This is a genomic window from Streptomyces sp. NPDC026538, assembly GCF_055567535.1.
In genome coordinates this window covers 175,089-187,608 of record NZ_JBVHQG010000010.1, presented here as the reverse complement: position 1 = coordinate 187,608, position 12,520 = coordinate 175,089, and the positions used below count along the sequence as shown (strand labels likewise).

The 12,520-nt window shown below is 72.1% G+C and carries 12 protein-coding genes; 7 read left to right on the top strand and 5 right to left on the bottom strand.

Annotation, left to right across the window (positions count from 1 at the left end):
* The first annotated feature begins 24 nt into the window (after nucleotides 1-24).
* Nucleotides 25-441, top strand: a complete 417-nt coding sequence (locus ACZ4N4_RS34365) for a hypothetical protein (RefSeq protein ID WP_467596162.1) — start codon at nucleotides 25-27, stop codon at nucleotides 439-441.
* A gap of 83 nt (nucleotides 442-524) precedes the next feature.
* Nucleotides 525-4,298: an NACHT and WD repeat domain-containing protein gene (locus tag ACZ4N4_RS34360; protein WP_467596161.1), complete on the top strand. Its 3,774-nt coding sequence runs from the start codon at nucleotides 525-527 to the stop codon at nucleotides 4,296-4,298.
* A 29-nt stretch (nucleotides 4,299-4,327) separates the two neighbouring features.
* Here the strand turns inward: ACZ4N4_RS34360 and ACZ4N4_RS34355 are convergent, their stop codons facing one another.
* From ACZ4N4_RS34355 to ACZ4N4_RS34345, 3 genes are all read right to left on the bottom strand, one after another.
* Nucleotides 4,328-4,666, bottom strand: coding sequence for a beta-eliminating lyase-related protein (locus ACZ4N4_RS34355; RefSeq protein ID WP_467596159.1), 339 nt, complete (start codon nucleotides 4,664-4,666; stop codon nucleotides 4,328-4,330).
* 40 nt (nucleotides 4,667-4,706) lie between these two features.
* Nucleotides 4,707-5,399: a copper homeostasis protein CutC gene (locus ACZ4N4_RS34350; RefSeq protein ID WP_467596156.1), complete on the bottom strand. Its 693-nt coding sequence runs from the start codon at nucleotides 5,397-5,399 to the stop codon at nucleotides 4,707-4,709.
* 158 nt (nucleotides 5,400-5,557) lie between these two features.
* A complete protein-coding gene (locus tag ACZ4N4_RS34345) occupies nucleotides 5,558-6,232 on the bottom strand; it encodes a maleylpyruvate isomerase family mycothiol-dependent enzyme (protein ID WP_467596153.1) in 675 nt (224 codons plus the stop codon).
* A 47-nt stretch (nucleotides 6,233-6,279) separates the two neighbouring features.
* Here ACZ4N4_RS34345 and ACZ4N4_RS34340 point away from each other — a divergent pair, with 47 nt between their 5' ends.
* Together ACZ4N4_RS34340 and ACZ4N4_RS34335 are read left to right on the top strand one after the other, a co-directional pair.
* Nucleotides 6,280-6,945: an HD domain-containing protein gene (locus ACZ4N4_RS34340; protein ID WP_467596150.1), complete on the top strand. Its 666-nt coding sequence runs from the start codon at nucleotides 6,280-6,282 to the stop codon at nucleotides 6,943-6,945.
* A 10-nt stretch (nucleotides 6,946-6,955) separates the two neighbouring features.
* The gene (locus ACZ4N4_RS34335; RefSeq protein ID WP_467596148.1) at nucleotides 6,956-8,029 is read left to right on the top strand and encodes a GNAT family N-acetyltransferase; all 1,074 of its coding nucleotides are present in this window, start codon (nucleotides 6,956-6,958) and stop codon (nucleotides 8,027-8,029) included.
* Between the two features lie 33 nt (nucleotides 8,030-8,062).
* Here the strand turns inward: ACZ4N4_RS34335 and ACZ4N4_RS34330 are convergent, their stop codons facing one another.
* Together ACZ4N4_RS34330 and ACZ4N4_RS34325 are read right to left on the bottom strand one after the other, a co-directional pair.
* Complete coding sequence (locus ACZ4N4_RS34330; RefSeq protein ID WP_453572590.1) at nucleotides 8,063-8,332, bottom strand: DUF4031 domain-containing protein; 270 nt, start codon at nucleotides 8,330-8,332, stop codon at nucleotides 8,063-8,065.
* Nucleotides 8,333-8,356: 24 nt separating this feature from the next.
* Complete coding sequence (locus tag ACZ4N4_RS34325) at nucleotides 8,357-8,740, bottom strand: hypothetical protein (protein ID WP_360485709.1); 384 nt, start codon at nucleotides 8,738-8,740, stop codon at nucleotides 8,357-8,359.
* 55 nt (nucleotides 8,741-8,795) lie between these two features.
* Between ACZ4N4_RS34325 and ACZ4N4_RS34320 the strand changes: the two genes are divergently transcribed.
* The 3 genes from ACZ4N4_RS34320 to ACZ4N4_RS34310 all read left to right on the top strand — a co-directional run bounded on the left by ACZ4N4_RS34320 (nucleotide 8,796) and on the right by ACZ4N4_RS34310 (nucleotide 12,374).
* Nucleotides 8,796-9,740, top strand: coding sequence for a MurR/RpiR family transcriptional regulator (locus tag ACZ4N4_RS34320; RefSeq protein ID WP_453572585.1), 945 nt, complete (start codon nucleotides 8,796-8,798; stop codon nucleotides 9,738-9,740).
* A gap of 137 nt (nucleotides 9,741-9,877) precedes the next feature.
* Nucleotides 9,878-10,807 (top strand): N-acetylmuramic acid 6-phosphate etherase, encoded by a 930-nt coding sequence (murQ, locus tag ACZ4N4_RS34315; RefSeq protein ID WP_467596145.1) that lies wholly within the window; start codon nucleotides 9,878-9,880, stop codon nucleotides 10,805-10,807.
* A gap of 16 nt (nucleotides 10,808-10,823) precedes the next feature.
* Nucleotides 10,824-12,374 (top strand): PTS transporter subunit EIIC, encoded by a 1,551-nt coding sequence (locus ACZ4N4_RS34310; protein ID WP_467596142.1) that lies wholly within the window; start codon nucleotides 10,824-10,826, stop codon nucleotides 12,372-12,374.
* The last annotated feature ends 146 nt before the right edge of the window (nucleotides 12,375-12,520 follow it).

The window sequence follows — 12,520 nt, the reverse complement described above, 5'->3', positions numbered from 1 at the left end:
GGGTAATTCACGGGGTTGATGACGATGGATCCGATCATAGCGTCGGCGGCCACGACCTTGGTGGGGGCGATGGCCACCGACGCCTGGCAGGACGTACACACGGCCCTCGTCAGCTGGTGGCGCCGCATCCGCCCCCAGCAGGCCGACGGCGTGGACGCGGAACTCGAGCACTCCCGGGACCGAGCAGTGGCAGCCCGCCGGGAACAGGACACGGCCGCGGAGCAGGAGCTGGTCGAGGCCTGGGAGAACCGGCTGGCCGAGCTGCTGGGGGAGAACCGCGAGCTGGCGGACGAGCTGCGCCGGCTGGTGGAGCGGGACAGTCGCCCGCACGTGCATCACGAGGCCGGGATCCGCACCGGAACCCACGAGTTCCACGCCGAGGCCACCGGGCAGGGCCGGGTCTACCAGGCCGGGCGTGACCAGATCATCCACGGGCCATGACCCCTGCCGGCAGACACCCCTCCCACGGCCTCGGCGGACCCCCCGTCCGAAGTGAGGAGATGCCCCGTGGTGAGGAAGTCCGCATGCAGGCGCACGCCTCGGACCGGGCCAGGATCTACCAGGCCCGCCGGGACATGTTGGTCGCCGAACGGGACATCGTCCTGCGCTTCGAGGACGGTGTACGCGACAGGCGCCGGACGATCACCGCTTCAGTCTCCGACGAGTGCCCGTATCCCGGCCTGACCGCGTTCGGGGCCGACCAGGCGCGGTGGTTCTTCGGCCGGGACGCGCTGGTGGCCAAGTTGCTGGTCCGGCTGGACACCTGCCTGGCGGTGGGCGGTGCGCTGGCGGTCGTCGCCCCGTCCGGTGCCGGGAAGTCCTCGCTGCTGAGGGCGGGGCTCCTGGCCGAGCTGGCACGGGGCGCGCTGCCTGGCTCGACATGGTGGCCGCAGGTGTGGCTGAACCCGACGCCCCATCCGATGGAGGCTCTCGGCACCCATCTGTGGGAGATCATGGGCAGCGGTTCGGACGGTTCTCCTGCCCTGCGGCCGGACCGACTGCGCCGAGCACTCGCGAAGGGCCCCGGGGAGCGCCGGCTGGTCCTGGTCGTCGACCAGTTGGAGGAACTGTTCACGCTGTGCCCCGACAAGCAGGAGCGGCGGGACTTCCTCGACGCGGTCCTGGGCATCGCGGAAGCCGGTCCGGGCAGCGAGCCCCCACCCGGCCTGGTCGTCTTCGGTCTGCGCTCGGACTTCTACTCCCAGTGCACGGCCCACCCTGGCCTCCTGAACGCGGTGGAGCGCAACCAGGTGATGGTGGGGCCCCTGTCCCGGACCGGCGTACGGGAGGCGATCCTGTATCCCGCCCGCGCGGTCGGGCTGGACGTCGAACCCGGACTGGTGCCGGTACTTCTGCGCGACCTGGGCGCGACGGAAGACGGAGCGGACGACACCGGTGCCTACGAGATCGGTCGGCTGCCCCTGCTCGCCCACGCCCTGCGGGCCACCTGGATGCGCCGCGCGGGCCATGTCCTCACCGTCGACGGCTACGAGGCGACCGGCGGCATCGCGAACAGCGTGACCGCGGAGGCGGACAGTTGGTTCGACCGGCTGGATCCCGCTGCCCGGCAGACCGCGCAGTCCGTGTTCCTGCGCCTGATCAAGTTCGGCGGCAGCGGAACCAAGGACACGCGGCGTCCGGTGCCGTACGACGAACTCGTGAACCACTGCACACGCCCCGGGGAGGCGGCCCAGGTCATCGAGAAGTTCACCAAGGGCCGGCTGCTGACCCGGGAGCAGGACACGGTCACCATCACCCACGAGGTACTGCTGCGGGCCTGGCCGCGGCTACGGGAGTGGATCAGGGAGCACCGCGTCCAGTACATGGCTCGGCAGCAATTGGAGGACGCGGCGGTCGCGTGGCAGGAGGCCGGACAGGATCCGGGAATGCTGTATCGGGGCGGTCGGCTGGAGGAGGCCCGGGTCCTGGCGGGGGCCGACGGTGAGGACGACGACGGGGGAGCGGGCGGGCTCGGTCCGGTCGCGTCCGAGTTCCTGGCCGCTTCGGTACGACATCGGGACCGCTCTCGCCGGATCCGGCAGGGGGTTGTCGCTTGCCTGAGCGTGCTGGCCGTGCTGGTCGCGGTGTCGGCCGTTGTCGCGTTCTTGCAGAGCGGCGCGGCCGAGCGGGAGCACAACACCAAGGTCCTGAGCGAGGTCAGGGCCAATGCGAACCAACTGCGCACATCAGACTCCTCGCTCGCCGCCCAGCTGGATCTGGTGGCACAGCGGATGAAACCAGCCGATTCGACCGAGGTCCACCTGCTCAGCGCCCAGAACCTGCCCCTGTCCACGGTGCTCACCGGCCACCGGGGTCAGGTGGCCAGCGTGGAATTCAGTCCGGACGGCCACGTGCTGGCCAGCGGGGACGACAAAGGCGTGATCCGGCTGTGGAACACCGCCCGCGCGGGCCACCCGGCCCCGGTGGGCGATCCGCTGCACGGGTTCAAGAAGACGGTGTGGGGGCTGGCCTTCAGCCCCGACAGACACTTCCTCGCCGCCGCCGGCGAGGACGGCACCATCCGTCTGTGGGACGTACAGGACCCCCGCCACCCCACCGGCATCGGTGACCCGATCAAGGCGGGCGGCGGCATCCTGTACACGCTCGCCATGAGTCCCGATGGGCACTCGCTGGCGACTGCGGGCCAGGATGGCCGTATCCACCTGTGGGACGTCACCGACCCCCGGAGCCCGAAGCCGCTCGCGAAACCGCTCACCGGCGCCGACGGCTACGTGTACGGCGTCGCCTTCAGTCCGGACGGCAAGCTGCTGGCGTCCGGCGGGAGCGACGGGACAGTACGCCTGTGGCGGGTGACGGACCCGCGGCATCCGTCGGCCGTCGGCCGGGTACCGGACCCCATTTCCGTGTCCGGAAGCCCGGGCAATGCCTATTTGGTCGCCTTCAGCCCGGACAGTCGAACGCTGGCCGCGGCCGCCAGCGACCTGACGGCCCACCTGTGGGACGTCACGAATCCCGCAAAGCCTGCCCCGCTCAACTCCCCGACCAGTAACGACGCTGTCAACACGGTGGCGTTCTCGCACGACGGCAACCTCCTGGCCTATGCCGGCAATGACACCACCGTCCAGCTTGAGAACGTGGCGTCCCCGAAGGACTACCGAGATCTCGCACCGACCCTGACGGGCCACACCGGACGGGTACAGACACTGGCATTCGACCCCAGGGGCACCGTGCTGGCCACCGCCGGCGCCGACCGCACCATCCGGCTGTGGACTATCCCGCACACGATCCGCACCGGACACACGGGATCCGTCGGATCGCTGGCCGTGAGCGGCGACGGGCGTCTGCTGGCCTCCAGCGCTGCGGACAAGACCGCGCGCCTCTGGGACATCAGCAACCCGGCCGAGCCCCGCCTGCTCAGCGCATCCATCCGAGGCGTGAGCGCGTACTTCAGCGCTATCGCCTTCAGGCCCGGCGGAAAGGAGCTGGCAGTCTCGACCGGACGGAAGGTACAGCTGTGGGACGTGACCGAACCGGCCAAGCCCAGGCTCCTGGGCGGCGCGCCCAGCTCCGACGGCGACTTCCTGAGCATCGCGTTCACTCCGGACGGCAATACCTTGGCGGGCGGCAACTTCGACGGAACGATCGTCCTGTGGAACGTCTCCGATCCATCACACCCGAAGCCCCTCGGTCAGCCACTGGACATGGGCAGCTCCAAACAGGTCAAACAGGTGGCCATCAGCCCGGACCGACGCACACTCGTCGCCGCAACGGACTTCGGCGACCTCCGCCTATGGGACATCACCGATCCCACGCATCCCAGAGCCCAGGGCAAAGGCCTGGCAGCCAGCGAAGAACCACTCGATTCGGTCGCCTTCAGTCCAGACAGCCGCACGCTCGTGACTTCGGGGGATGACACCGAGATCCGCTTGTGGGATCTCGCTGACCGCGCCCGGCCCAAGCAGCTGGGTGAGGCACTGACGGGTCACGCGGGGGCCGTTGCCACCCTGGCCTTCAGCCAGGACGGCCACAGACTGGTCAGCGGCGGCACTTCCGATCACACGGTCCGGCTGTGGGACATCCCGCAGAACCGGGCGCAAGCGCGACCCCACGGAGAACCGGTGACGGGCATCACCGACTACGTGAACGCTGCCGCGCTCTCCCCCGACGGCGGCAACCTGTTCATCGGCGGTGGCGACTACAGCGTCCGCGTCCTGCCCACGACTACCCGGACCGCCATCGACTACATCTGCCGTTCCACCGGAAACCTGCTGACTCCCGAGCTATGGCACAGATACGTCCCCGATCATGCCTACGACCCCCCGTGCGCCCACCCTTGACCCACCTCCCCCAGGCGTAACGCGAGGGCTCACCGCGGACGGCTGCACGCTGTGGACGTCGCCGGCGCGGCGGCGCACCGCCGTCCGGAGCGCCTCGGGGTCGATCTTGCTGTCGAGACCGGGGAGTCGGACGAGCTTGGCGCCGCCGGTGAAGAACTCGGGGGCCCGCACTCGTCGTGGTGGATGTGGCTGTCCTGGTGGGCGAGGACGTTGCCCCACGGCGGGGTGAGGGCGGCCAGGGCGAGGCCGTTGGCGGCGGATCCGGTGGAGACGGGGAAGACGTCGACGTCCCGTTCGAAGATCTCGGCGAGCCTGCCCCGGGCGCGCTCGGTGAAGGGGTCGTTGCCGTAGGGCAGGACCTGACCCACGGCGGCTTCGGCGACGGCGGCGGCATGCCCCCGAGGATGCCTACCCTTCGTCCAGCACCCGTCGCCACTCCCGTACGGCCGGCGCCGACACCGGTCCTTCCCAGCCGCCCGGCCGGGCCGCGCCGCCGATGTGGAAGGCGTCGATGCCCGCATCCCGCAGCCCCGGCACATGGTCGAGGCGCAGACCTCCCCCCACCAGGAGCGTCTGCCCGTACCCCGGCTCGCCGCGGCGCCGGGCCTCGGCCAGCAGGATGGGCAGGCCCTCGTCGACGCCCGTCGCCGCACCCGCGGTGAGGTAGGTGTCCAGGCCCGGAAGGTCGGCGAGCTGCTTGCGCAGCGCGTCGCGGTCGGCGGCGCGGTCGATGGCCCGGTGGAAGGTCCAGCGGCAGCCCGCCAGTTCGGCCACCACGCGCTCCACGGCCGCCAGGTCCACATCCCCTTCCGCGCCGAGGAACCCGAGCACGAACTGGTCGGCCCCCGCCGCCCGCAGCTCCCCGGCCACCCCGACCAGGCGGTCGACGTCGCCCGCCGCGAACCCGTCCGCCAGCCTCAGCATCACGCGCAGGTCGATGTCGACGGCGGCCCGGATCGCGGTGAAGGTCCGGGGCGGCGGGGTCAGCCCGTCGGCCGCCATGTCGGTGACCAGTTCGAGGCGGTCCGCGCCTCCGGCCTGGGCGGCGACCGCGTCCTCGGCGTCGAGGGCGATCACCTCCAGGACTGCACGCGTGCTCATAGGGCCCCTTCCGTGGTGTTCCCCGTGTACCCCTGACGCACCCGGCCGATCAGCCGGCCGGCCGACCGCAGGAGGTCTAGTCCAATCCAAGAGTACGGGGGGACCGTATACGGCCGCGAGACCGCCCCCGGCCGCTCACCGTGCGGATTCGGCTCCTCTCACCCGTACAGATTCAGCTCCTCGGCCGCCGCCCCGGTCAGCTCGTACGACGCCCCGTCGACCGCCCGCCCCGTGTACAGCCGTACGAGCGTCGCCGAGTCCCCGATGAAACGGGCCGGGGTCCGTGTCCCGCTCGGCACGCCCAGGTGCAGCGGGTCGTCCACGTCGTCCAGGTCGGCCTGCAGCCTCAGCCGCTCCCGGTCCCGGGTGACCCGGGCCAGCAGCGAGAGCGCGTACGGCCGTCCCGCGCCGGTGTAGGCGCCGGGCTCGCCGAGGCAGTCGCGGACGTCCCCGGCGTGCACCCACTCCCCGAAGGCGATCCCGTCCCAGGCCCCGTCGGCCCGCCCCGCGATCACCTCCCCGGCCTCGGTCATCCCGCGCTCCAGCTCGTCGAGGAGCCGCGCGGTCGTCCAGTCGGCGCGGTCGGCGATGTCCCGGTCGTTCGACTCGGGCGAGAACACCCCCTTCTCGAAGCGGCCCTCCACCACCCGGTCCAGCGCGGCCGAACAGTGGGCGAGCACATCGCGCACCGTCCATCCCGGACACGAGGCGGTCGGCAGCGCGAAGTCCGCGTCCGGCCGGGAGCGCAGGAGCGGGAGCAGCGCGTCACGCTCGACGGCGAGCAGACGTCCGGGCAGCGAAGGGTCACGTACGTCGTCAGCAGCAGCAGTCATGCCCTCCACGCTAGGGGCATGTCCGTGGCGCGCGGGAGAATGGGGGCATGGCCGATCTCCAGGAACTGCGCGTGCGCTGGCGGCGCGCCCTCCTCATGGCTCGGGGCGACGACCCGGGCCTGCCCGACCCCGATCCGTACGCCACCGCCCTGCTGGACCGCTGGCAGGAGCCCCAGCGCCGGTACCACACCGTCGCCCACCTCACGGCGGTCCTCGACCACATCGACGTACTCACGGAGTACGCGGACGACCCCGATCTGGTGCGGCTCGCCGCCTGGTTCCACGACGCGGTGTACCTGCCGGACCGGTCGGAGAACGAGGAGCGCTCGGCCCGGCTCGCCGAGCGCGCCCTGCCCGAGGCCGGGGTCTCCGACGCCGGGACCGCCGAGGTCGCCCGCCTGGTCCGGCTCACCGTCACCCACGACCCGGCCCCCGGCGACCGCAACGGCGAGGTCCTGTGCGACGCCGACCTGGCGATCCTCGCCGCCCCGCCCGCCGCGTACGCCGCCTACACCGCCGAGGTGCGCGAGGAGTACCACTTCGTCCCGAACGACGCCTTCCGCGACGGCCGTTCCGCGATCCTCCGCCAACTCCTCGACCTGCCAAGGCTCTTCAGGACCCCGCATGGCCAGGCGGAATGGGAGCCGACCGCCCGCTACAACCTCGCAGCCGAGCTGGAAATGCTGTCGACCGCACAGGATCCGGCGTCCTAAGGTGCGGCCCATGCGGGAAATGGGCGGGGATCAGGTGGAAGAGGCCGTCGCGGGCTGTGTCGCGGCGCTGCGGCCGGCGGTGGCACGGGACTGGACGGAGGTGAAGGCAGGGCGCCTGGACTGGAACTGCCACGAGACGGCGGTCCACGTCGCCGACGACCTCGTCGCGTACGCCGCCAATCTGGCCGGACGCGCCCAGGACGCGTACGTGCCCTTCGAGCTCAAGCTCGACGACGGCACCGACAACTCCGGCCTGCTGCACGTCGTCGAGACGACCGGCGCCCTGCTCGCCGCCACCGTCCGGACCACCCCGCCCGAGGTCCGCGCCTTCCACCCGTACCCCTTCCGCAGCGCGGACCGGGTCGGCTTCGCCGCGATGGGCATCGCCGAAGTACTGCTCCACACCCACGACATGGCGGCGGGCCTCGGGGTTCCCTACCGGCCGTCCGACGAACTGGCCGAATCCGTCCTGGCGCTGCTCTTCCCGCACGTCCAGCCCGGTCCGACGCCCTGGGAGACCCTGCTGTGGGCCACCGGCCGCAGCGAACTGCCCGGCCGCGCCCCGGTCACCGACTGGCGCTGGCACAACAACCTGGTCATCCCCGCCGACCGCCTCGACCTCGTCGGCATCCGCCCCGCCGAGGCCCGCGACCTGCGCCTCGGCGGCGACGGCGGCTTCACGTGGATCGAGGGCGGCCCGTACGAGGGCACCCGGGACGCGGCCGGTTTCATGCTCAAGGCATACGAAGGGGGCGTGCACCGACCGGAGTTCGGCGTCTTCGCCCTGGTGCGCCGGGAGGACGGCCGTGCGGTGGGCGGCATGGGCTTCCACTCCGCGCCGGACGAGGAGGGCCGGGTGGAGATCGGCTACGACCTGACCGAGTCCGCCCGCGGCCACGGCTACGCCACGGAGGCGCTGCGCGCCCTGGCCGACTGGGCCCTGTCCCGCGCCGACGTGAGCTCCCTGTTCGCCACGATCGAGCCCGCCAACCTCCCCTCCCAGGCGGTCGTCACCCGCGCGGGCTTCACCAAGGTGAGCGAGGACGGGGAGGGACTCGCCTTCGAACTGCGGGCGGCGCGGTAGGGGCCGTTGCCGAGTTCGGCGCGGCAGAGGCCGTTACCGGGGCACGTCGCCCTTGCGTCTGCGCAGCCCCGCCCCGTGCAGCAGCCGTACCACCTCGCGGCTGCTGACCTCCAGCGCACCCGCCTGTACCGCGTCCGCGTAGCGGTCGGACGGGAGGTCGTAGTGGTCGCGTTCGAAGCCGCGCCGGGGTACGCCCAACGCCTCGGCGAAGACGTGCAGTTCGGCGTAGGAGACATCGCTGACCAGGTGGGACCACATGCGGCCGTGGCCCGGCCAGGTCGGCGGGTCGATGTACACCGTCATGAGCGCACCTTCATGAGAGCACCGTCACGAGGACGCCATCCCGCCTGTCGCCCGGCCCAGGGAGCCGACGGAGGCGACCTTCACGCCCGCCTTGTGGCACACCCAGTGCGGGTCCGGGCCGAGCTCGGGTTCGACGTCCAGGGCGTGCGGGTCGCCGGTGCCGCACACCGGGCACAGCGGCCAGCGGCCGTACCGCTCAAGAAGCGCGTCCTGTACGTCCTGGGCGACCAGCCCCGCCACGTACCCGGCCCCGTCCGGCCACTGCTCGACCCACCAGCGCCGCTGTACGACGGAGTCCTCGACCAGTGAGACGACGTCCGCCTCGGCGACCTCGCCCGCGACCAGGTCGGCGAGCACCAGGGCGCGGGCTGCGTGCAGCGCCTGTTCCAGGGGGCTTACGGGGTCCATGGTCCTATTGTGCGCGGTCTTGACCGGGTGCCCGAAACGAAAATATCTTTCAGGGGTGACCGAGAACGTGAAGGAAATTTTCGGCAACCGTCCGGGCGGGACCCCGGCCCCGGGGAGCGCGCCGCCTGCTCCGGCCGCCCTCGCGGCCAAGGTGCGCACTCTCGCCCCCTCCATGACCCGCTCCATGCAGCGGGTCGCCGAAGCCGTCGCGGGCGACCCCGCCGGCTGCGCGGCCCTCACGGTCACCGGACTCGCGGAGCGCACCGGCACCAGCGAGGCGACCGTCGTGCGCACCGCCCGGCTGCTCGGTTATCCCGGCTACCGCGATCTGCGGCTGGCCCTCGCCGGGCTCGCCGCGCACCAGCAGTCGGGGCGGGCGCCCGCGATCACCACCGACATAGCCGTCGACGACCCGATCGCCGACGTCGTCGCGAAACTCGCCTACGACGAGCAGCAGACCCTCGCGGACACGGCCGCCGGCCTGGACACCGTGCAGCTGGGGGCCGCGGTGAGCGCGCTCGCCGGGGCACGGCGGATCGACGTCTACGGCATCGGGGCGTCCGGGCTGGTCGCCCAGGACCTCACGCAGAAGCTGCTGCGGATAGGGCTGATAGCGCACGCGCACAACGATCCGCATCTGGCGGTCACCAACGCGGTGCAGTTGCGGGCGGGTGACGTGGCCATCGCCATCACGCACTCCGGGTCCACCGGGGATGTCATAGAGCCGTTGCGGGTCGCCTTCGAGCGGGGGGCCACGACCGTTGCCGTCACCGGGCGGCCGGATTCCTCGGTGACGCAGTACGCCGACCATGTGCTGACGACCTCGACCGCGCGGGAGAGCGAGCTGCGGCCGGCCGCGATGTCCTCGCGGACCAGTCAGTTGCTGGTGGTGGACTGCCTGTTCGTGGGGGTTGCGCAGCGGACGTACGAGGCGGCGGCTCCGGCGTTGGCGGCGTCTTACGAGGCGTTGGCCCATCGGCACCGTAACTTGCCTCGATAGACCGTAGGGCTTGATCGTCGCGGGGACGTGCCGGTTCGCAGTGGCTTGTCGCGCCCACGCGGCGGAGCCGCACATCGATACAGCACCGCGCCCCTGGGTTAATGCACTCGTCCGCGCTGAAAAGGGCCGTTTCCGAAATGACCACCGAAGACCGCGCTCTGCGCACCGAACTCGAAACGCTCACCACCGAGGCCTTTCGGCCGGAGCTCGCCGAGATCGACACGTTGCCCACCCTCGACATCGCACGGCTCATGAACGGCGAGGACGCCGGGGTCGCCGCCGCTGTGGCGCTGCGGCTGCCCCAGATCGCCGCCGCCGTCGACGCGATCGCGGCCCGTATGGCCGAAGGCGGCCGGCTCGTCTACGCCGGTGCCGGTACCGCCGGGCGGCTGGGGGTGCTCGACGCCTCCGAGTGCCCGCCCACCTTCAACACCGCTCCCGGTCAGGTCGTCGGTGTCATCGCGGGCGGCCCCGAGGCCATGGTCACGTCCGTGGAAGGCGCCGAGGACTCGGCCGAGCTGGCCCGGAAGGACCTCGACGCCCTCGGGGTGGACGTCCTCGACTCGGTCGTCGGTGTCTCCGCCTCCGGCCGCACCCCCTACGCCGTCGGCGCCGTCGAGCACGCCCGGGCCCTCGGCGCCCTGACCGTCGGCCTCTCCTGCAACGCGGGCAGCGCGCTGGCGGCCGCCGCCGAGCACGGCATCGAGGTGGTCGTCGGCCCCGAGTTGCTCACCGGCTCCACCCGTCTGAAGGCTGGCACCGCCCAGAAACTCGTCCTCAACATGCTGTCGACGATCACGATGATCCGGCTCGGCAAGACCTACGGGAACCTGATGGTCGACGTCCGGGCCTCGAACGAGAAGCTGCGCGCCCGGTCCAGACGGATCGTGGCCCTCGCGACCGGCGCCGGGGACGAGGAGATCGAGCAGGCCCTCACCGCGACCCACGGTGAGGTGAAGGACGCCATCCTGGTGATCCTGGCCGGTGTCGACGGGCCCACCGCCACCCGCCTTCTGGAGGAGTCCGGCGGCCGTCTGCGCGCCGCGCTCGCCACGGCGGCCGGCTGACCCGCACGCTCGGGGTGTGCAGAGATCGCCGTACGACACCGCCGCCGCACTGCTGCCCCTCGTCGGCGGCCCCGCGAACGTCAGCTCCGTCGCCCACTGCATGACCCGGCTGCGGCTGGGGCTGAACGATCCCTCGCTCGTGGCGGGAGAGGCGGTGCGGGCGGTGCCCGGGGTGCTGGGCGTGGTGGCCGCCGGGGACGGCCTCCAGGTGGTGCTGGGGCCGGGAGCGGTGGTGACGGTGACCGCCGAGTTCCAGCGACTGCTGACGACGGAGAAGGCGGCGACGGCCGGCCAGGCCGCCGCCCAAGGTGCCGAGCAGCTCGCCACCCACGGAGCCGAGCAGGCCGCCCCCCACGGAGCGGGACAGCTCGCCGCCCGGGGAGCCGAACGGCCCGGAGCCGGACACTCCGCCCCCCACGGAGCCGAACAGCTCGCCGCCCGGGGAGCCGAGTTGCGCGCCGCCCGCGCCCGGCGCAACGCGACCCCCCTCAAGACCGCCCTGCGCCGCATCGCCGACGTCTTCGTTCCGCTCATCCCCGCCCTGATCGGCTGCGGGGTGCTGGCCGGCCTCAACGGGCTCCTCGTCAACGCCGGCATGCTGCCCTGGCTCACCCCGGCCCTCGCCGCCATCGCCTCCGGCTTCATGGCTCTGATCAGCGTCTTCGTCGGCTACAACACGGCGAAGGTGTTCGGCGGGACGCCCGTGCTCGGCGGTGCGGTCGCGGCGATCGTCGTCTATCCGGGCGTCGCGAAGGTGACCGCCTTCGGGGTGGCGCTCGCGCCGGGGCAGGGCGGGGTGCTGGGCGCGCTGGCCGCCGCCCTGCTCGCCGCTCACGTCGAACGCTGGTGCAGGGGCCGCGTCCCCGACGCCCTCGACGTCCTCCTCACCCCCACCGTCACCGTCCTCGTCGCCGGGCTGGCCACCCTGTACGGCCTGATGTACGCCGCCGGGGTCGTCTCCTCCGCCATCGGCACCGCCGCCGACTGGCTCCTCGCCACCACCGGCCCCCTCGCCGGCCTGGTCCTCGGCGGCCTCTTCCTCCCCCTCGTGATGCTGGGCCTCCACCAGGCCCTGATCCCCATCCACACCACCCTCATCCAGCAGCAGGGCTACACCGTGCTGCTTCCGCTGCTGGCCATGGCCGGTGCCGGACAGGTGGGCGCCGCCCTCGCCGTCTACGTCCGCCTCCGCCACGACACCTCACTGCGTACGACCATCAGGTCCGCCCTCCCGGCCGGCCTGCTCGGGGTCGGCGAACCCCTGATCTACGGCGTCTCCCTGCCCCTCGGGCGGCCCTTCCTCACCGCCTGTGCGGGCGGCGCGGCGGGCGGGGCGTTCGTCGGCTTCTTCGCCGTACTCGGTGACCGCGTCGGGGCCACCGCCATCGGCCCCTCGGGCTGGGCCCTGTTCCCCCTGCTGACCGGGAACAGGGGCCCGGCCCTGGCGGCGGCGGTCTACGCGGGCGGCCTGCTGACCGGCTACGCCGTCGGCTTCCTGGCCACCTACCTGAGTTTCAGCGCCGACGGCTCGCGGGCCGGTGACCCGACACCTGCGCGATCCACGTGATGAAGTCCCCGGGGTCGTTGTCGCGCCGTGAGTTGCCGCCAAAATTGTCAACACTGCCTGGTCGGGAGAGAGTCGCGACACGGAAGTTGGCCAGTTTCAGCGGTCCCTGACACTGTGAGGGCACACTTCCGGGTACGAGGCGTGCA

What these genes read in the sequence shown, in the direction of transcription:
- ACZ4N4_RS34365 (WP_467596162.1), top strand. Translation starts at nt 25, where the DNA reads ATGGATCCGATCATAGCGTCGGCGGCCACGACCTTGGTGGGGGCGATG.
- ACZ4N4_RS34360 (WP_467596161.1), top strand. Translation starts at nt 525, where the DNA reads ATGCAGGCGCACGCCTCGGACCGGGCCAGGATCTACCAGGCCCGCCGG.
- ACZ4N4_RS34350 (WP_467596156.1), bottom strand. Translation starts at nt 5,399, where the DNA reads ATGAGCACGCGTGCAGTCCTGGAGGTGATCGCCCTCGACGCCGAGGAC.
- ACZ4N4_RS34345 (WP_467596153.1), bottom strand. Translation starts at nt 6,232, where the DNA reads ATGACTGCTGCTGCTGACGACGTACGTGACCCTTCGCTGCCCGGACGT.
- ACZ4N4_RS34340 (WP_467596150.1), top strand. Translation starts at nt 6,280, where the DNA reads ATGGCCGATCTCCAGGAACTGCGCGTGCGCTGGCGGCGCGCCCTCCTC.
- ACZ4N4_RS34335 (WP_467596148.1), top strand. Translation starts at nt 6,956, where the DNA reads ATGCGGGAAATGGGCGGGGATCAGGTGGAAGAGGCCGTCGCGGGCTGT.
- ACZ4N4_RS34330 (WP_453572590.1), bottom strand. Translation starts at nt 8,332, where the DNA reads ATGACGGTGTACATCGACCCGCCGACCTGGCCGGGCCACGGCCGCATG.
- ACZ4N4_RS34325 (WP_360485709.1), bottom strand. Translation starts at nt 8,740, where the DNA reads ATGGACCCCGTAAGCCCCCTGGAACAGGCGCTGCACGCAGCCCGCGCC.
- murQ (WP_467596145.1), top strand. Translation starts at nt 9,878, where the DNA reads ATGACCACCGAAGACCGCGCTCTGCGCACCGAACTCGAAACGCTCACC.